This window comes from Peristeroidobacter agariperforans, from assembly GCF_004138335.1.
GTDB classification, from domain to species: Bacteria; Pseudomonadota; Gammaproteobacteria; order Steroidobacterales; family Steroidobacteraceae; genus Steroidobacter; species Steroidobacter agariperforans.
Genome location: NZ_RYFW01000001.1, coordinates 1,376,087 through 1,393,645, shown reverse-complemented (window position 1 = coordinate 1,393,645; position 17,559 = coordinate 1,376,087). Strand labels below are relative to the sequence as shown.

At 63.3% G+C, this 17,559-nt stretch carries 15 protein-coding genes; 12 read left to right on the top strand and 3 right to left on the bottom strand.

Annotated elements, in window-relative coordinates; translation table 11 throughout:
- Positions 1 to 15 precede the first annotated feature (15 nt).
- A complete protein-coding gene (gene fusA / locus EK373_RS06015; RefSeq protein ID WP_129641812.1) occupies positions 16 to 2,094 on the bottom strand; it encodes an elongation factor G in 2,079 nt (692 codons plus the stop codon).
- Positions 2,095 to 2,265: 171 nt separating this feature from the next.
- Here fusA and EK373_RS06010 point away from each other — a divergent pair, with 171 nt between their 5' ends.
- From EK373_RS06010 to EK373_RS06000, 3 genes are read left to right on the top strand one after another with little or no spacing between them, the layout of a single operon-like run.
- On the top strand, positions 2,266 to 3,615 hold the full coding sequence (locus EK373_RS06010; protein WP_129641811.1) for a response regulator: 1,350 nt from the start codon (positions 2,266 to 2,268) through the stop codon (positions 3,613 to 3,615).
- Positions 3,616 to 3,652: 37 nt separating this feature from the next.
- Entirely contained in the window at positions 3,653 to 4,717 is a 1,065-nt protein-coding gene (locus tag EK373_RS06005) for a saccharopine dehydrogenase family protein (RefSeq protein WP_129641810.1), read from the top strand.
- Complete coding sequence (locus EK373_RS06000) at positions 4,714 to 5,766, top strand: YheT family hydrolase (RefSeq protein WP_129641809.1); 1,053 nt, start codon at positions 4,714 to 4,716, stop codon at positions 5,764 to 5,766. Before EK373_RS06005 ends, EK373_RS06000 begins: the two co-directional genes overlap by 4 nt.
- Here EK373_RS06000 and EK373_RS05995 read toward each other — a convergent pair.
- Positions 5,763 to 6,527: a glycerophosphodiester phosphodiesterase family protein gene (locus EK373_RS05995; protein WP_157994241.1), complete on the bottom strand. Its 765-nt coding sequence runs from the start codon at positions 6,525 to 6,527 to the stop codon at positions 5,763 to 5,765. The two genes, EK373_RS06000 and EK373_RS05995, sit on opposite strands and share 4 nt — an antisense overlap.
- 361 nt (positions 6,528 to 6,888) lie before the next feature.
- Between EK373_RS05995 and EK373_RS05990 the strand changes: the two genes are divergently transcribed.
- On the top strand, positions 6,889 to 8,910 hold the full coding sequence (locus EK373_RS05990; protein WP_157994240.1) for a PQQ-dependent sugar dehydrogenase: 2,022 nt from the start codon (positions 6,889 to 6,891) through the stop codon (positions 8,908 to 8,910).
- 5 nt (positions 8,911 to 8,915) lie between these two features.
- Here the strand turns inward: EK373_RS05990 and EK373_RS05985 are convergent, their stop codons facing one another.
- Positions 8,916 to 9,314 (bottom strand): bactofilin family protein, encoded by a 399-nt coding sequence (locus EK373_RS05985; protein ID WP_157994239.1) that lies wholly within the window; start codon positions 9,312 to 9,314, stop codon positions 8,916 to 8,918.
- Between the two features lie 413 nt (positions 9,315 to 9,727).
- On the opposite strand from EK373_RS05985, the gene EK373_RS05980 reads away from it, so the two are divergent.
- From EK373_RS05980 to EK373_RS05945, 8 genes are all read left to right on the top strand, one after another.
- Positions 9,728 to 11,077, top strand: coding sequence for a M16 family metallopeptidase (locus EK373_RS05980; protein WP_198683097.1), 1,350 nt, complete (start codon positions 9,728 to 9,730; stop codon positions 11,075 to 11,077).
- On the top strand, positions 11,074 to 12,486 hold the full coding sequence (locus EK373_RS05975; protein ID WP_129641804.1) for a M16 family metallopeptidase: 1,413 nt from the start codon (positions 11,074 to 11,076) through the stop codon (positions 12,484 to 12,486). Before EK373_RS05980 ends, EK373_RS05975 begins: the two co-directional genes overlap by 4 nt.
- Positions 12,483 to 13,121, top strand: a complete 639-nt coding sequence (locus tag EK373_RS05970; RefSeq protein WP_129641803.1) for an HAD family hydrolase — start codon at positions 12,483 to 12,485, stop codon at positions 13,119 to 13,121. The genes EK373_RS05975 and EK373_RS05970 overlap by 4 nt, the downstream gene beginning before the upstream one ends.
- A gap of 67 nt (positions 13,122 to 13,188) precedes the next feature.
- The gene (locus tag EK373_RS05965) at positions 13,189 to 13,623 is read left to right on the top strand and encodes a hypothetical protein (RefSeq protein WP_129641802.1); all 435 of its coding nucleotides are present in this window, start codon (positions 13,189 to 13,191) and stop codon (positions 13,621 to 13,623) included.
- A 70-nt stretch (positions 13,624 to 13,693) separates the two neighbouring features.
- A complete protein-coding gene (locus EK373_RS05960) occupies positions 13,694 to 14,092 on the top strand; it encodes an SRPBCC family protein (protein ID WP_129641801.1) in 399 nt (132 codons plus the stop codon).
- Between the two features lie 288 nt (positions 14,093 to 14,380).
- Positions 14,381 to 15,379, top strand: coding sequence for a hypothetical protein (locus EK373_RS05955; protein ID WP_157994238.1), 999 nt, complete (start codon positions 14,381 to 14,383; stop codon positions 15,377 to 15,379).
- Positions 15,380 to 15,404: 25 nt separating this feature from the next.
- Positions 15,405 to 16,658, top strand: a complete 1,254-nt coding sequence (locus EK373_RS05950; RefSeq protein ID WP_129641799.1) for an MgtC/SapB family protein — start codon at positions 15,405 to 15,407, stop codon at positions 16,656 to 16,658.
- A 63-nt stretch (positions 16,659 to 16,721) separates the two neighbouring features.
- On the top strand, positions 16,722 to 17,558 hold the full coding sequence (locus EK373_RS05945) for an SDR family NAD(P)-dependent oxidoreductase (RefSeq protein ID WP_129641798.1): 837 nt from the start codon (positions 16,722 to 16,724) through the stop codon (positions 17,556 to 17,558).
- Position 17,559 lies beyond the last annotated feature (1 nt).

Sequence of the window (17,559 nt, the reverse complement as noted above, 5' to 3'; positions counted from 1 at the left end):
CCGGGCGCGGAGGGCTCAGCTCTCCGCCTCGCGTTTGAACGCTTGCGCGAGCTCTTGTTGTTTACGCGGCGGCACCGGGTCGTAGTGGCTCAGCTCCATGGTGTACGCGCCTTCGCCGCCGGTGAGCGATTTGATGCGCGACTGATAGTCGTTGATCTCTGCTAACGGCACCAGCGCACTGATCCGGGTGCGCTGGTTCGCCAACGCCTGGCTGCCACTCACTCGACCGCGACGAGTCGCCAGATCGCCAGTGATATCTCCGGTGGCCGCGCTGGGCGATGTGACTTCGATGCGCACCAGCGGCTCGAGCACGATCGGCGACGCCTCCTCGACCGCGTTGAGAAACGCACGACGACCGGCAGCGATGAATGCTACTTCCTTCGAATCCACCGGATGATGTTTGCCGTCGTGAACGATCACGCGGATGTCCTGTAGCGGGAAGCCGGCGACCGCGCCTTCGTTCAAGGCCTGGCGAATGCCTTTCTCCACCGCGGGAATGTATTGCGACGGAATGACGCCGCCGACCACTTCATCGACGAACTCGAATCCCTCGCCGCGCGGCAGCGGCTCCACGCGCAAATACACTTCGCCGAACTGCCCCGCGCCGCCCGTTTGCTTCTTGTGACGATGATGACCTTCCGCCGGCCGCGTGATGGTCTCGCGATAAGGAATGCTCGGCGACTTGGTCTTGCAGCCGACGCCGTAGCGATCCTTCATGCGATCCAGCAGCACACGCAGGTGCAGATCGCCCATTCCATACAGCACGGTCTCATTCATGCCGGCTTGATGCTCGATGCGCACGCCCGGATCTTCGGCGACGAGCTTATGCAACGCGTCAGAGAGTTTTTGTTCCTCGCCGCGACGCTCCGGCTCGATGGCGACACCGGCCATCGCCGGCGGCAAGGTAATGGACTTGAGGTGATAGTGATCTTCGTCGTGCGAGTCGTGGAGCACCGCATCGAAATGCATCTCCTCGACCTTCGGCACGGCGCAGATGTCGCCGGGAATGGCCTGCGGCACCTCGACATGGTCCTTGCCCTGCAGCCGATACAAATGCGCGACCTTGAAAGGCTTGCGCGCGTCGCCGATGAACAGCTGCGCTCCCGATCGCACCGTGCCTTGATGAACGCGAAAAATGCCGAGCCGGCCGACGAATGGATCGATGTTCACTTTGAAAACGTGCGCGACCACGTGCTGACTGGGATCGGCCTTGACCTTGACTCGCTCGGTCTGCCCATTCTCGCCGCGCAGAAAGGGCGGCGGATTGCCTTCCAGGGGATTGGGCATGAGTCGCGCGAAGATATTCAGCAATTCTTTGACGCCGACGCCGGTCTCGGCCGAGGTGAAGCAGACCGGCACGAGATGGCCCTCGCGCAGGGCGCGCTCAAAAGGGTCGTGCAGCTGCTCCGGGGACAACTCTTCGCCCTGTTCCAGATACAGCGCCATCAGGTCCTCGTCGACCTCGACCACCTGGTCGATGATCTCGGTGTGCGCGGTCTCGACCGATGAGAAATCTGGCGGCTGGATGGCGTCGGGCCCCGGATCGAAGAAGCAGTCCACGACCGACCTGCCGCCCTGGGCGGGCAGGTTCAACGGCAGCAGCTCGCGCCCGAACAGTTCCCGCAGCTGCGCCAGCACCGCTTCGGGCTGGGCATCCTTGGCGTCGATCTTGTTGATGATGACCAGCCGGCACAGCTCTCGGTCGCGGGCGAAATCCATCATCCGCTGGGTGACCGGCTCGACCCCGTTCACGGCGCTGACCACGACCGCGGCGGTCTCCACCGCCTCCAGCACCGTCAGTGCGCGTCCGGCGAAATCCGGGTAGCCCGGTGTATCGAACAGTTGGACGTGACGGTCGGATACCGGGAGATGCACCAGCGCCGCGTCCAGCGAGTGGCGCAACTGCTTTTCCTGCGGGTCGAAGTCACAAACGGTGGTGCCGCGCTCAAGGCTACCGCGGCTGCGGATCACGCCAGCCTCGACCAGCAGGCTTTCGGTCAGGAGGGTTTTACCCGAACCTGCCTGGCCGACCAGCGCGATATTGCGAATGTCCGAGGTCGAATGGGCGCCTGTGATTGCCCCTGGGATTGACATGAGGTGTCACCTCCACGACCACGGCATTTGTGGCCGTCTTGTGTCGCTTAACCGCAGATCGAGGCTCAGCATACTCCTCAACCGGCCATTAAGAAGCTTCCAGCCTATTGGAGCTGTCGCGCCCTACGCTTAACCTACACACCTTGAACTAACTACTCACCCTGCTTCCCCATGAGCAAGCGCGCCCTGATCGTCGACGACTCGCGCTCCGCGCGCGTCATATTGAGCCGCATGCTGGAAGGCTATGGGCTGGAAGTGGATTCCTCCGAGTCGGCCGAGGCCGCTCTGGAATTCCTGCGCCAGGCCCGGCCGGACGTGATCTTCATGGATCACTTGATGCCCGGCATGGACGGCTTCCAGGCGATCCAGGCCATCAAGGGCAATCCAGACACGGCAACCATTCCCGTCGTCATGTACACCTCGCAGGAAGGCGAGTTGTACGTCAGCCAGGCCCGCGCGCTCGGCGCGGTTGGCGTATTGCCGAAGACGGTGAAGCACTCCGACGTGTCGCGAGTCCTGTACCAGCTGCGGTTGTTGCCGGAACGTCGCGAGCCCCGGCCGACGCCGGTCGCAGTCGCCCAGGAAGGGTCGGCCGCGGTGCAGGTGGAGCCGGTCCGTCCGAGCGGTGGCGATGTCGAAAGCATGATTCGCAATGCCGTCGCGCCGCTGCTCAAGGAGCAAAGCGCGGAGATGCGGCGCTTCGTGCTGGCCAGTCTTGAGGCGTTTGCCCGGCGCATCGCGCCCGAGGGCAGGCCCGCGACGGTGCCCGCGCAGACTCCGGCGGCCGCCACCCCCGAGCAGTCGCAGCCGGCCGACGTGCAGACGCAGACTGTCGTCGTGCGTCAAAGCCGATGGCCGCTCGCTGCTGGAGTCGGGGCTATCGCTCTGATTCCAGCATTGGTGCTGGCGCTGTTCTATTCCAAAGAGCTCGAGACCACGAAGGCGCTGCGCGGCGCAGTCACGAGCCTGCAGTCGACCGTCGACGGTCAGCAAGCGCAGCTGACGACGCTGCAAAAGCGTCTCGAGTCCGGTGAGCTGGTCGCGGCCCCCGCCGCCAAGCCCGACAATGTGACTGCCGAGACAGTTCCTTATGGCGAGGCGCCGCTGTCCGGCGCCCGGCTGGAGCGGCTGCGCGACATGCTGGCCCAGCTGCGCGCGAACGGCTTCAAAGGCAAGGTGAAGATTGCCACCTTCGTCGGCGAGTTCTGCCTCACGGGCAACGGCATCGAAGGCTACTCCATGGCCACCGACGACCTGCCGGTGAAGCGTTGCGATCTGGTCGGCAATCCGTTCGAGGACAGCCTGCCGAGCGCCCAGCGCCAGTCGCTGGCCTTCGCCAATCTGCTCTCGTCGCTGCGCCCGGACGGCGGCCTGACCGTCGAGGTCGCCCACGAGGGTCGCCGCCCGACCGTGCCCTATCCCACCTCGGATCAGCTGGTGCGCGTCACTGCCGGCGAGTGGAATCGCATCGCCGCCCAGAACAATCGGGTGGAATTCGCAACTCAACCGGCCGGTTCATGAGTTGTAACCCTCGTCACGGACGTTGCTAGAGGGTTTCATGTCGACGTCGACTCCCTGGCTTCTGTATGGCGCCAACGGCTACACGGGCGAGTTGATCGCGCGTGAGGCGGTCGCGCGCGGCATGCGGCCCGTGCTGGCCGGGCGCTCCAAACAAAAAATCGCGAAGCTGGCCGCCGAGCTCGATTGTCCCAGCGCCGTGTTCGATCTCGACGATCACACCGCGCTCTGTTCGACACTCTCGCAGGTCGCGGCCGTGCTTCACTGCGCCGGTCCGTTCTCGCACACCGCGCCCTCGATGATGCAAGCCTGTCTCGCGACGCACGTCCACTATCTGGACATCACCGGCGAAATCGATGTGTTCGAACTCGCCGCGAGCGTGCACGGCAAGGCGCAACGGTCCGGCATCGTGCTGTGCCCCGGCGTCGGCTTCGACGTCGTGCCGACTGATTGCGTCGCGGCTCGCTTGAAAGAAGTGATGCCGGACGCGACCCATCTGGCGCTGGGCTTCGACAGTCGCGCCGGCTTGAGCAAAGGCACGGCCAAGACGGCGATCGAGTCGGCGGGCAAAGGCTCCTGCGTGCGTCTGGATGGCCGACTGGTCACCGAGAAACTGGCGTCGCGCACCCGTCGCATCGACTTCGGCGCCGGCGAGAAACTCGGTGTCAGCATTCCGTGGGGCGATGTCAGTACTGCGTATTACACGACCGGCATTCCCAACATCGAGGTCTACACCGCGACCTCGCAAAAATCCGCCAACAGCATGCGGCGCGCGAACCTGTTCCGGCCGCTGCTCCGGCAAGGCTGGTTCCGCGAGCTGGCGAAGTTCAGCGCGCAACGGAGGATCACGCCACCCAACAAGACCGAGCGTGACAACAATCCCACGCACGTGTGGGGCGAAGCACGAAATGCCGCGGGGGAAGTCACAACTGCAAGGCTGCGCACCGCCAATGGCTACTCGCTGACGGTGCACGCGTCGCTGGGAATTCTTGGCGACGTGCTGAGCCGCGCTTGCAACCCAGGCTTCACGACGCCAAGCTTGCTGGTTGGCGCTGACTTCGTCAGCAGCCTGCCAGGCTCGTCCACGATCCGCATCGACCCATGATTGACTCCGCTGCCCTGACTTACACTGACACGCTCGTCGCCAAATTCGCACCCACCGGCTGGCTCGCCAACGCGCATTTTCAATCCATCGTGCCCAGCCTGAGCCTGCGCCGGCCGTTCGTCGCCGGGCGCGCCAAAGAAATGCTGGCGGTGGCCGACACCCAGATCGTCGATTGCGGCGAAGGCGTGCGCTTGCTCGGTCACTACTCGAGCCAGGCCGCGGCCGGCAGGCCGGCTTCGCGCGATCTCGCGATCCTGTTGCACGGCTGGGAAGGCAGCTCCGATTCGGTGTATGTGCTGTCGCTCGGCAGCCATCTGTTCAATCAGGGCTGTGACATCTTCCGGCTCAACTTCCGCGATCACGGCCCGAGCCATCATCTGAACGAAGACATCTTCCATTCGTGCCGGCTCGATGAAGTGGTCGGCGCGGTGCGTAGCATTCAGCGCTCGATGCCTGACAAACGCATTACGATCGCGGGCTTCTCCCTGGGTGGAAATTTCGCACTGCGCGTCGCCGCCAAGGCGCCGCAAGCCGGCATCGAACTGGAACGCGCGGCAGCGGTGTGCCCGGTGCTGAGGCCGCACAGCACGATGGAAGTGCTGGAGAACGGCTGGTTCATCTATCAGCAGTATTTCATCAACAAGTGGAAGCGTTCGCTGCGCCGGAAGCAGCAGTGCTTCCCGAAGCGCTACGACTTCAGCAAGATCCTGGCGCAGCGGACGATTCGCTCCATGACCGAGCTGCTGGTGCGCAACTTCGGCGAATTCTCCGACCTGGATGCGTATCTCAACGGTTACGCGATCACTGGCGATGCGCTCGCGCACCTGCAAGTGCCCAGTCACATCCTGATTTCGCTGGACGATCCCATCATCCCGGCGCACGACCTGGAGAACCTGGCGCGCTCGCCGAATCTGCACGTGACCAGCATTCCCAACGGCGGCCACTGCGGCTTCATGGATACCTTCAATGGCGCGAGCTGGGCGGATCGTCAGATCGCGAACATCATGTTTCGCGAAACGTCGGTTGCCGAGCGGCGCAACGCTGCCTAGGGCGCGTTGCTTTTGAATTCTCGCAGCACCTTTCGGTAAGCCGTGGTCGCCACCAACCTCGCACCACGCGCCGCCAGGTGAACGGCAGCTTCGCGAGAGCTCACATTGAGAATCGCCCACCGCCACGGCCCGCGCCATAGTTGTGCGTTGCTGTCAGTGAGCAGTTCCCGATCGCACAACAAATAGTCCGGCACCAGCGCCTCGCACTTCAACGCCGACAGGCTGGAATACTCCGACAAGAGCCAGCCGACCCGATAGGAAGATATCTGCCGCACGTGGTGGACGGCCGCCAGGTCCCGCGACACCAGCACGCACTGGCGCACGACCGGCTTTATCACTTCGCAAATCTTTCTGACGACTACTTCCGCACCGAACACGCGCAAGCTCGCGCGCTTGATCTCGATGAAAGCGGTCACGGCGGGATGGGTACCGATCAGGCTCACTGCCTGAGTCAACGTGGGCACGCCGATATCGGTGTACTTCTGCTGAAACCGATCCGGCTCGCTCACCGAAACTTCGGCCAGCTGCGGCCAGGTCATGGTCAATGCGCTACGGTCCAGCCCGGCCATGCGCTTCAGGTTGGCATCGTTCAGCAGGACGGGTTGCCGATCGGCGCTGAGCTGAACATCGAAGGCAAGGTGACGCGCCCCGAGATCCAGCGCCGAGCGCAGCGCCGGCAGGGTATTTTCGGGATACTCCTCGGCGTTGCCGCGTTGAGCGATCAGATCCGGCAAAGGCGACAACAGTCTGCTGGCACTCATCCGGGCGCGCGGCTCCAGTGATTCGGTAACTATCTTAACCGCAGCAAGGGACCGGGTTGATGCCTCGGACCCGCATTGACCCGTCAAGCGTTGAGAGTCTGGTTCGGACTGGCTATTTTCCTGGCGCATTCACACAGGTTCCTTCCTCATGAATGGATGGCGGGCACGATTTGCGCTGGCAGGGCTGCTGCTCGCGGGGCTGCAGGCGTGCGGTGGCGGCTCTGGAACTCAACAACAGCCTGCCGGCCAGGAGCCTCCACCGACGCCGCCGCCTGCCAACGGCAATTCCGGCCTCGATGCGCGCCCCGCGAATGCTACTTGTACTGCATGGCCTCGACCCAGTGCAGGCAGCGATATTTCCTTGAGTCGATTCACCAACCTGTCGTTCAACGTGCCGGTCGCTCTGCTGCAGACTCCGAACGACAGCTCCCGCTGGTTCGTCGTTCAGCAGGACGGCATCGTCCGGCAGTTCAGCGGCACGAATCCAACGAGCGCCAGCACGTTCATCGATATCAGCGACCGGGTGCGCGATGGCGGCGAGATGGGTTTGCTGGGCATGGCTTTTCATCCCGACTTTCCGACCGACAATCGTGTCTTCCTGTCATACACGCAGGGCAATCCGCTGGTGTCGCGCATCTCGGCGTTCGCCAGCAGCGACGGCGGCGCGACACTCGATCCCGCCACCGAATCCGTTGTGCTCACCATCAATCAGCCCGAACAGAACCATAACGGCGGCAACATCGCGTTCGGCCCCGATGGATATTTGTATATCGGCATGGGCGACGGCGGCAGCGGCGGCGATCCACACGGCGAGCGCGGCAACGGCCAAAGACTCACGACGATGCTCGGCAAGATGTTACGTATCGACGTCAGCAACCCTGCGCAGTACGCCATCCCGCCGACCAATCCATACGCCGGCAATGCGCCGTGTCCGCCCGGCGGCCGCACCAGCGGCGAATGTCCGGAAATCTATGCATACGGGTTTCGCAATCCGTGGCGCTGGAGTTTCGATCGCGACAATGGCGATCTGTGGGCAGGTGACGTCGGCCAGGGAGTTTGGGAAGAAGTGGATCTGGTCACACTGGGCGGCAACTACGGCTGGCGCTGCCGGGAAGGTGCGCACGATTTCAATACTGGCGGCACGCCGGGTTGCACCACTGGCACGCTGATCGATCCCGTCGCGGAGTACAACCACACGCTCGGCATCTCGATCACTGGCGGCTATGTATATCGAGGCGCGCAGAACACCAGCCTGCTGGGACGATATTTGTTCGGCGACTTCAACTCCGGTCGCATCTGGGCCTGGCTTGCCGAGAGCGCCCCGCAACCGCGCGAGCCGACGCAGCTGATCGATACTGAATTGAATATTTCTTCCTTCGGCCAGGGCAATGACGGCGAATTGTATGTGGTCGACTACGGCGGCACTCTGCAACGGATCGACTTCGATTCGGTCGCAGGCGCCGGCACTGCACCTCGGCAGTTGAGCGAAACCGGCTGTGTCAGCTCGACCGATCCCAAACAGCCCGCCTCGGGCCTGATTCCTTACGCAGTCAATGCGCCCTTCTGGTCGGATGGCGCGGAGAAGGACCGCTGGATCGCGCTGCCGGAGGGCCAGGGCATCAGCATTGGCGTCGACGGCGACTGGAGCTTCCCGAGCGGCACGGTGCTGATGAAGAACTTCCGCATCGGCACGCAGCTGGTCGAGACGCGCCTGTTCATGCGTCACCCCGACGGGGCGTGGGGCGGCTTCAGCTACGAATGGAATGCGGAGCAAACGCAGGCAACGCTGTTGGAAGGCGGCGCCACGCGCGATCTCGGTGGCGGCCGCAGCTGGATATTCCCAAGCGAGGGCCAATGTCTCGACTGTCACACGGAAGCCGCGGGGCGCTCGTTGGGACTGGAGACGGCGCAGCTCAATCGCTCGTTCACCTATCCGCAAACCAATCGCTCGGCGAACGAGCTCACGACGCTGAACCACATCGGCGTGCTGACGCCAGCGATCGCCGATGCATCGACTCAGCCCTCGATGCCAGATCCGTACGGCGCGACCGGAACGCTCAGCGAACGCGCTCGCGCTTACCTGCACACGAACTGTTCGCAGTGTCATCGGCCGGGCAGCGCGACGCCGACCAACCTCGACTTTCGTTACACGACCTCTTTGATCGCAACCAATGCCTGCGACGCCGTGCCTCAGGCCGGCGATCTTGGACTGGGTTCGAACGCGCGCGTGATCGCACCAGGCAGCTCGGCCAACTCGCTGGTGGTGAATCGCATGAACCGCCGCGATTCCTCGGCGATGCCGCCGCTGGCATCGCTCACGCCGGACACCGCCGGCGTAACGCTGATCTCGCAGTGGATCGACAGCCTGTCGAGCTGCCAGTAGTCGAGCTATTTATCGCCGCGCTTCTCTTCGAAATGCACGACCGGCGTGCCGCTGGTGACGGCCATGTCGCCTTCGATGATGGCGCCCTTGGCGACCGCAATCGAGCGCGCCTTCAGCGAGCCTTTGATGCGAGCGGTCGCGCGCAGCTCCAACTTCTCCGCCACCGAGACCGAACCGACGACCTCGCCCGCGATGACTGCATTGCCGGCGCGAAGCTCGCCTTCCCAGCGGCTGCCGTCGGATAGGGTCAGCGCCCCCTGCACATCGCCATCGCCGATCACACTGCCCCCGACCACCAGGTCGCCGGCACATTCGAGGTCACCCGTGAACCGCGAGCCCGAGCCAACGAACGTCGGGCTGCTGGACACACGATCGGCAAGACGGCGGCGGGGTGTATCGGCCATGAACATCTCCAGACAAGCGAGCGCGGATTATCGACCGTTGGTCGCGCAGTAGTCATGCAGGGTGCAGTCGGCGAATGGCGTCAGTCCGTGACCCAAGTCACCGAAGCGGTCCGAAGCTGACACTTCGCGTCAGTCGTGCGTCTGCCCGACGGTCATACCACGATCTATAAGTGACTGATTCGGTGCGCCGCCGATCAACTATGGAATTTTTACAGACGCTGGCACAGCGGTTGCACTGAAGAGCTGGCATTTATGCGCTGAACCTCCAAGCTGGCTCGCGAGCGAGCCCTTGAGTTCGATCTCACGCCGCCACGCGTTCTTCCCCGCTGGCGGCGCTTTTTTTTGCCCAACGCACGCGGCTCCCTCCCCCTCTCGACACCGCTATCATGCCGGCTCTCATTGCAGGAGCTTCCATGATTCGATCACTGTTGGTGGGATTGGCGCTGGTCGCGCCGGTAGCTTTTGCGCAGGTCCCGGGCGGCAACGAAGTGCGTACCGCAACCCTGGCCAATGGCATGCAGATCATCGTCTGGCCGGACCATGACATCCCCAACGTCGCGCTCTACAACTGGGTGCACGTCGGCAGCCGCAACGAGGCGCCCGGCATCACCGGCCTGGCGCATTTCTTCGAGCACATGATGTTCAACGGCACCAGCACGCGCGCACCCGGCGAGTTCGATCAGATACTCGAAGCCAATGGCGCGCGTAACAACGCATTCACCAGCGACGACGTGACCGTCTACCAGGATTGGTTCCCGCGCTCGGCGCTGGAAACTGTCTTCGAGCTGGAAGCGGATCGCCTGCAGAATCTCTCATTCGATCCCAAGGTGGTCGAGAGCGAGCGCAATGTGGTGCACTCCGAGCGGCGCTTGCGCGTCGATGACAGTCATCAAGGCCGGCTGCAGGAGCAGGTGCAGGCGACCGCCTTCGTCGCACACCCGTATGCCATCCCCACCATCGGCTGGCCGTCGGACATCCTGTCGTGGACCATCGACGATCTGAAAAAATTCTTCTCGACCTACTACGCGCCGAACAACTGCACGCTGGTGCTGGTCGGCGATGTCGAGCCCGACAAGGCGATCGCACTGGCCCGCAAATACTTCGAGCCCATTCCCAAACAGGAGCCGCCGCGACCGGTGAAGACCGAGGAGCCGGAACAGCTCGGCGAGCGACGGGTCGCGGTGAATGCCGATGCGCAAACCCCGCTCGTCCAGTTCGCATATCACGGCATTTCCGGCAAGGATCCGCGGCGGCCCGCTCTGGATTTGCTCACGCGCGTACTGACCGATGGCGATGCATCCCGCCTGCACCGCGCGCTGGTGGAGGAGCAGAAGCTGGCGATCTCGGCAGATAGTTATTTCACCGCGGGCTTCGATCCTGGCCTGGTGTGGTTCTTCCTTTCGCTGCCAGCCGATGGCGACGCCAAGCAAGCCGAGGCCGAGTTCACTCGACAGGTCGAGCGACTGATCGAGCAAGGCGTAACCAAAGACGAGCTGGCTCGCGCTCGCAGCCAGGCGCTCGCCGATTTCTGGCGCGGCCTCGCGACGATCGATGGCAAAGCGCAGGCGCTCGGCACCTTCGAGGTCCTGCAAGGCGGTCACAAGAAGCTGTTCGATGAGCCGCGCGCTTATGAAGCGGTCACACAGCAGGACATTCAGAAACTCGCCGCAGAGTTGCTGCGATCGACGAACCGAACGGTGGGCGTGTTGAAATCGCCGCCCCCACCGAACGAAGCGCAGACCCAGTCTGGAGGTGCGAAATGAACCGCCTCCGTCGCTTTGTCGTCATCGCCGCGACTGTTTGCTCACTCGCCGCGCCCGCCGCGTTCGCGGCCAGCGCCGTGAAGACACCTGACTTCGAGAGAGTGAAGCTCGCCAACGGCGCCACGCTGCTGTTGATGGAGCGTCACGATGTGCCGCTGATCTCATTCACTGCGGTGATTCGCGGCGGCGCACTGACCGACCCGACAGATCGCCTCGGCACCGCCAGCCTGCTTGCCAGCCTGCTCGAGAAGGGCGCGGGCAATCGCGACGCGAACACTTTCGCGGAAACGGTCGCATCGGTCGGCGGCTCGATCGAGACCGGCGCGAGCACCGAGAGCATCTCTGTGGGCGGATCGTTCCTGGCGCGTGATCAGAAGCTGATGGTCGAGTTACTGGCCGATGTGCTGCAGCGACCGCGCCTGGAACAAGAACAGTTCGAAACATTGCGCGACCGATCCATCGAATTCATTCGCGCCGAGAAAGATTCAGATCGCTCGGCGCTCACGCCCATCTACGGCGCGGCGAGCTTGTTCGGCGCTCATCCCTATGGCCGTTCAGTCGGCGGCAGCGAAGCCAGCCTCGCGGCGATCAAGCACGCCGATGTCCGGCAGTACTACGATGATCACGTCGGCGCAGATCGAGTCATCATCGCCGTCGCCGGTGACTTCAAGACCGCGCAGCTGAAAACCTTGTTGTCGAGCGCCTTCGCCAACTGGCGCAAGGCTGGAAAGTCTCTACCCGTAGTGGGCAAGCAAGCCGAGGTCACTGCGCGTCGCGTGCTGCTGGTCGATGCGCCAGACGCCGTGCAATCGTATTTCTGGTGCGGCAACGTCGGTGTTGCCAGGAGCGATCCGCGGCGGGCTTCGCTCGACATCGTCAACACGCTGTTCGGCGGACGCTTCACCTCGATGCTCAACACCGAGCTGCGCATTCGCAGTGGCTTGAGCTACGGCGCGAACTCCAGCTTCGATCGCATGACCCAGGGCGGCAGCTGGGAGCTCGGCTCGTTCACCCGCACCGAGAAAACCATCGAAGCCATCGACCTCGCGCTCGCCACGCTCGACAAGCTGCACAGCGGATCGATCGACGCCGCGCAGCTCGAATCCGCCAAGAGCTACGTGCTCGGCCAATATCCGCTCGCCCTGGAAACCGGCTCGCAGTGGGCTTATCAGCTCGCAACGCTCGAGTTCTATGGGCTCGACCGCAGCTACATCGACGACTACGGCAACAAGCTCGCGGCCGTGTCGCTCGAGGACGCCAAGCGCGTCATCGACGAAGTCATCCCAACGAGCCAGCAATTGGTGCTGGTCGTGATCGGCAAGGCCGAAGCCATTCGCGATGGGCTGCGTAAATATGGCCCGCTCACCGAAGTAAAGCTGTCGGATCCGGAGTTCCAGGCCAAGCCATGAGTCATGACATCCGCCTGGTGGTATTCGATTTCGACGGCGTGATGATCGACTTCGAACCGCAGCTGCGCCTGCAGTTCCTGGAGCGCCTCACCGGCAGGCCTGCGGCCGATATTCACGCCGCCATCTGGGGCTCGGATTTCGAGCGTGGCGCGGAGGCAGGCGCGTATCGCACGGGTGATGCGTATCTCGCAGCGTTCAACGAGCGCCTCGGTTATCAGCTGTCACGGGACCAATGGGTGGCCGCTCGGCGCTCCGCCATGCGGTTGCGGCCCGACATGGTGGACTACGCCCGCTCGCTCAGCGAACGCGTGCGACTGGCTTTGCTCACCAACAACGGCGCGTTGTTACACGAAGCGTTGCCGGAGCTCGTGCCCGAAGTTTGCGGAGTATTCACGAAGAATCTGCACGCCAGTTATGAATTCGGCGCGCGCAAACCGGACCCGCTGGTGTTCACGCGCCTGCTCGAACATTGCAGAGTACCCGCCCGGCAAGCAGTATTCGTCGACGACGATTCCCAGTTCATACAAGGGGCGATATCCGCCGGCATGCACGGCATTCATTTCCAGAATTTGCCCACACTGCGCGCTGCGCTGGAGCCGATGCTGTCATCCCTGTCTCTATATTCAGCCACCTGATCGGACGCTATGATGCCTGCCCCCAATTCTGGCTAACACGGAAGTGGCGCACGGAAACAGCTTGCTTATGAGCGATTGGCCGCACTCAGTCATTCAAGCCGCGGTACTGCAGTACATTCGCAGTCACGTGAAGCAATCGAACTGGAGCTTCACTCAGCTCGGCGAGGTGCACGATGCGCTGGCGCGAGTGATTCAGTTGAATCCGGGCGAGCTGTGCGTGGTGAGTTGTTTCATCGACGGTCAGCGTTGGTACGTCATGACCACCACTCGCGTGTTCGGCATCTACCGCGGAACACGCTTCGAGTTCTCGCCGCTGCACGTTCGCAAGTGCATCTGGGGCGACTTCAAGCAGGAAGGCAGGGTGCAGATCGAAGTCGCCGAGGTGCAGCTGATCGGCGGCGACAAGATCACGCTCGCCTATGAGGCCGGCTTCGCGTCCATCGCACCGATCTACTACGAACGTTTCTGGCACACGCGCTACCCGACCCTGCCGCGCGTCTAGCATAAGATTTTGACAGCGAGGCCGATCGGCCAGGTCTAAGCTGACTGCTCGTTCCTCGAGGAGAGCAGTCATGGCCAGCATCCATCGTGAAGTTCGTATTCAGGCGTCGGCCGACCAGGTGTGGGACGCGATGCGTGACGTGGGTGCGCTGCATACGCGGCTGTGCCCCGGCTTCGTGATCGACACCAAGATGGAAGCCAAAGATGTCCGCTTGGTGACATTCGCCAACGGACGACAGGCGCGCGAGATGATCGTGAGCGTCGATGACGCCGCGCGACGCGTCTGCTGGGCCATCGTCGATGAACCGTTCGTCCACTACAACGGCGCGGCGCATGTCACGCCGCTGGACGACGGCGCCTGTCGATTCACCTGGCTCTCCGACCTGCTGCCCAACGAACTGGAGCCGACGGTCACGGCGATGATCGAAGCAGGCATTGCCGACATCAAGCGCACCCAGGAACGGACTTAACAAGGCGCATCGAGTCGCTCGGGACGGTTTGCGCACAGACGTGTTCAGGCGAGTTTCTGGCTCACCGATTTGTGTGAAGCTGGTCACATAGATAACAAGTCGTTGGCGATGCTGCAGCGTCCGGGGTCCGACACTGCGGCAAAAAGTGTGGGTAAATCCGCTGAAAAAGCCGCTCCGCCGCAACCGGTGACGCCAAACCCTGACAATTTTTCCGACATGGACAAACGCCGAAAGCCGACTAGACTCGCGGCATCGTTGGTCATTTCCCCAACGAGTTTCCCGCTAGAGATGCAGTATCGGCGCAGCGATTTCGATGTCACCAATACCGTGCAGGTGAGCTCACCCGACGCGGTCCGTCGGGCTGTGGTCGATTTGTTTCGACAGAGCTGGCCGCACTACCCGCTCGACCGGGTGGACACGGCGTTCCGGGATTTCGAGCGCCTGTTCAACGGCCAGTTTCCCGGCTACTACGGCTGCGACACCGTTTATCACGATCTGCAGCACTCGCTCGACGGCACGCTCGCCGTCGCACGCCTGATCGTCAGTTACGATCGCACCCACCTGGCCGATGAGCGCCTCGGCCCGGAGCGCGCCATCCTCGGCGTGGTCACCGCGTTGTTTCACGACGCCGGTTACATTCGTCAGACCGACGACCAGACTCATCGCAACGGCGCCGAGTTCACGCTCAGCCACGTCAGCCGCAGCGCCCAGTTCATCGGTCGTTACCTGCCCACCATTGGCATGGCCGAATGGGTGCCGGTGGCGACCAAGATCGTGCACTTCACCGGTTACGAAGTGCAGTTCGACCAGATCCGCCTCGACGACCCACGCGACCGCAAGCTCGGTCACCTGATCGGCACCGGCGACCTGATCGCCCAGATGTCGGATCGCTGCTACCTGGAAAAATGCCGCGACCGGCTCTATCCCGAATTCGTGCTGGGCGGCATCGCCATGCCCAGCGACTCGACCGGCAAGACTCAGGTGAAGTACAGCTCCGGCCTGGATGTGCTGCGGCAGACGCCCGGCTTCATCGAGGACGTGCGGCGCTCTCGCCTGGATGGCGAGTTCGGCAGCGCGTACAGCTACCTGGAATCGCTGTTCAACGGTCGCAACCCGTATATGGAAGCGATCGAAGCCAACCTGAGCTATCTCAGCGAGGTGCTGCGCACCGGCCGCTGGCCCATGCTCCGTCGCGATCCGCCGTGCTTCACCTGGGAACGCAACCCAGTGCAGAACATCCGCTCGCTGGTCATCGGCCATCTGAAGCAGGTGTGGAAGAGCGGCTGAGCCGGCCTCCCGCTAACATGGCGGGATGCCCGACACTCCCGAACCCAGCTGGCTCAACCTCGGCGTCGCCCTCGCCGTCGGCTTCCTGATCGGCATCGAGCGCGAACGCAGTAAAGGCACCGGCCCGAACCGCGCCGTCGCCGGACTTCGCACCTTCACCCTCATCGCACTCGCCGGCGCACTCGGTCTGTGGATCGGCGGCGTTTATGTCTTCATCGCCGCCGGCGGCGTCATCGGCCTGCTGATCGCGGTGGGCTATGTGCGCACTCGCGATACCGATCCCGGACTCACCACCGAGATCGCCATGGTCGTGACCTTCCTGCTCGGCGGCCTGGCGGTTCGGGATCCCCGTCTCGCCGCCGCGTTGGCCGTGATCGTCGCCATCCTGCTCGCCTTCCGCAGCTCCGCACACAACTGGGTCAAGAACGTTCTGACCGATGAAGAGGTGCGCGACGGTCTGCTGCTCGCGGCCGCCGCGCTGGTCATCCTGCCGCTCACGCCGACCGAACCGATCGATTCGTGGGGCGTCGTGCAGCCGCGCAAGCTGTGGATGCTCGCGGTGCTCGTCATGGCGATCAACGCGCTAGGTTACGTCGCGTTGCGCGCTTTCGGCGCCAAGACCGGACTCGCGATCGCCGGGTTGCTGTCGGGCTTCGTGTCGAGCACAGCCACCATCGGCGCCATGGGCGCGCGCACCAAGAGTCAGCCGGAACTACGTAAGGGCGCAGTCGCCGGTGCTGCCGCCTCGTCCGTGGCAACCGTGATTCAACTCGCAATCGTCGTTGGCCTGGTGAGCACGCCGACGCTGTTGATGCTCATACCTTCGCTGATCGCGTCGGGAATCGCGGCCGTTGCTTACGCAGGCATCTTTGCGCTGCGCAGTTTCCGCGAGAAGTCAGGACCTGGCGATGCGCCCAAAGGCCGGCCCTTCGAGCCCAAGACCGCCATCGTCTTCGTGCTGGTGGTCGGAGTGACGCTGCTGATCTCGGCACTGCTGACCCAATGGCTCGGCGACCGGGGGTTGATGATCGCAGCCGGCGTCGCTGGTTTTACCGATGCCCATGCGGCCGCAATTTCGTCAGCATCGCTGGCCGCGAGTGGCCGGGCGCACACGGAGTTCGCGGCGCTCGCGGTGCTGGTCGGCTTCTCGACCAACATCGTGAGCAAGACGGCCATTGCATTTTCGCTGGGCGATCGACGCTACGCCACTGAGCTGACGCCGGGGTTGGTGCTGATGGCGGCAGCTGCCTGGGGTGCGTGGTCGGTCCGCGCATTTTGATGTCGGGATCGGGCATCCTGCCACGAGCCTCCTGCGAGGGAGCTCTGTAGTTGCGAGGGATTGATGAGTTTACGGTTCACCCGACTGAATGCCCGGTTTCCACATAAGCGCGTCTTCATCACCGGCGCGGGCAGTGGTCTGGGTCTCGAATTGGCAAAGGCGCTGGCCGCCGACGGCTGGACGCTCGGGCTGTTCGATCGCAATCTGGAGCGCCTCACCAGTGTCGAAGCGCAGTTCGCCGAAGCCGGTGTGAAAGTGGTCGCCTATCCGGGCGATGTCACCCAAGCGGACGAGCTCACGGTCGCCGTGAATTCGTTCGCCGCGACTCACGACGGCCTAGACGTGATGATCAACAATGCCGGCGTCGCCGGCGGCGGCTCGATGATGGAAGTGTCGCTGGAAGACTGGCGCTGGATCATCGACATCAACGTCATGGGCGTCGTGCACGGCTCGCGCGCCGCCATTCCTCATCTGCAACGCAATGGCAGCGGCCTGCTGATCAATGTGGCGAGCGCGGCGGCATTCGCGTCGGCGCCGGGCATGATCTCGTACAACGCCACCAAGGCCGCGGTCGTGTCGATCAGCGAAACGTTAGTAAACGAATTGCGCTCGGCCGGCACCCAGGTGTCCGTGGTGATGCCGACGTTCTTTCGCTCTTCGCTGTTGGAAACATTTCGCGGCCCGGCGCACGCGCGGCTGCTTGCAAACAAAGCAACACAGAGTTCGGAATATCCGGTCGAGCAGGCCGCGCGCGATTTGCTGACAGCGTCCGCCGACGGCCAGATCTACATCGTGGTACCCAAAGCGGCCCGCACGATGTGGCGGATGAAACGCTGGATGCCGCTGCGTTTCCTCGATTGGGTAAGGAACTTCAGGCAGCGGCAGCCGCAGGCGGACTGAT

Excerpts from the sequence above, each read along its gene's own strand:
- EK373_RS05965 (WP_129641802.1), top strand. The coding sequence starts at position 13,189 with ATGAGCGATTGGCCGCACTCAGTCATTCAAGCCGCGGTACTGCAGTAC.
- EK373_RS05955 (WP_157994238.1), top strand. The coding sequence starts at position 14,381 with ATGCAGTATCGGCGCAGCGATTTCGATGTCACCAATACCGTGCAGGTG.
- EK373_RS06010 (WP_129641811.1), top strand. The coding sequence starts at position 2,266 with ATGAGCAAGCGCGCCCTGATCGTCGACGACTCGCGCTCCGCGCGCGTC.
- EK373_RS05995 (WP_157994241.1), bottom strand. The coding sequence starts at position 6,527 with ATGAGTGCCAGCAGACTGTTGTCGCCTTTGCCGGATCTGATCGCTCAA.
- EK373_RS06005 (WP_129641810.1), top strand. The coding sequence starts at position 3,653 with ATGTCGACGTCGACTCCCTGGCTTCTGTATGGCGCCAACGGCTACACG.
- EK373_RS05975 (WP_129641804.1), top strand. The coding sequence starts at position 11,074 with ATGAACCGCCTCCGTCGCTTTGTCGTCATCGCCGCGACTGTTTGCTCA.
- EK373_RS05945 (WP_129641798.1), top strand. The coding sequence starts at position 16,722 with ATGAGTTTACGGTTCACCCGACTGAATGCCCGGTTTCCACATAAGCGC.
- EK373_RS06000 (WP_129641809.1), top strand. The coding sequence starts at position 4,714 with ATGATTGACTCCGCTGCCCTGACTTACACTGACACGCTCGTCGCCAAA.
- EK373_RS05980 (WP_198683097.1), top strand. The coding sequence starts at position 9,728 with ATGATTCGATCACTGTTGGTGGGATTGGCGCTGGTCGCGCCGGTAGCT.
- EK373_RS05960 (WP_129641801.1), top strand. The coding sequence starts at position 13,694 with ATGGCCAGCATCCATCGTGAAGTTCGTATTCAGGCGTCGGCCGACCAG.
- EK373_RS05970 (WP_129641803.1), top strand. The coding sequence starts at position 12,483 with ATGAGTCATGACATCCGCCTGGTGGTATTCGATTTCGACGGCGTGATG.
- EK373_RS05985 (WP_157994239.1), bottom strand. The coding sequence starts at position 9,314 with ATGGCCGATACACCCCGCCGCCGTCTTGCCGATCGTGTGTCCAGCAGC.
- fusA (WP_129641812.1), bottom strand. The coding sequence starts at position 2,094 with ATGTCAATCCCAGGGGCAATCACAGGCGCCCATTCGACCTCGGACATT.
- EK373_RS05950 (WP_129641799.1), top strand. The coding sequence starts at position 15,405 with ATGCCCGACACTCCCGAACCCAGCTGGCTCAACCTCGGCGTCGCCCTC.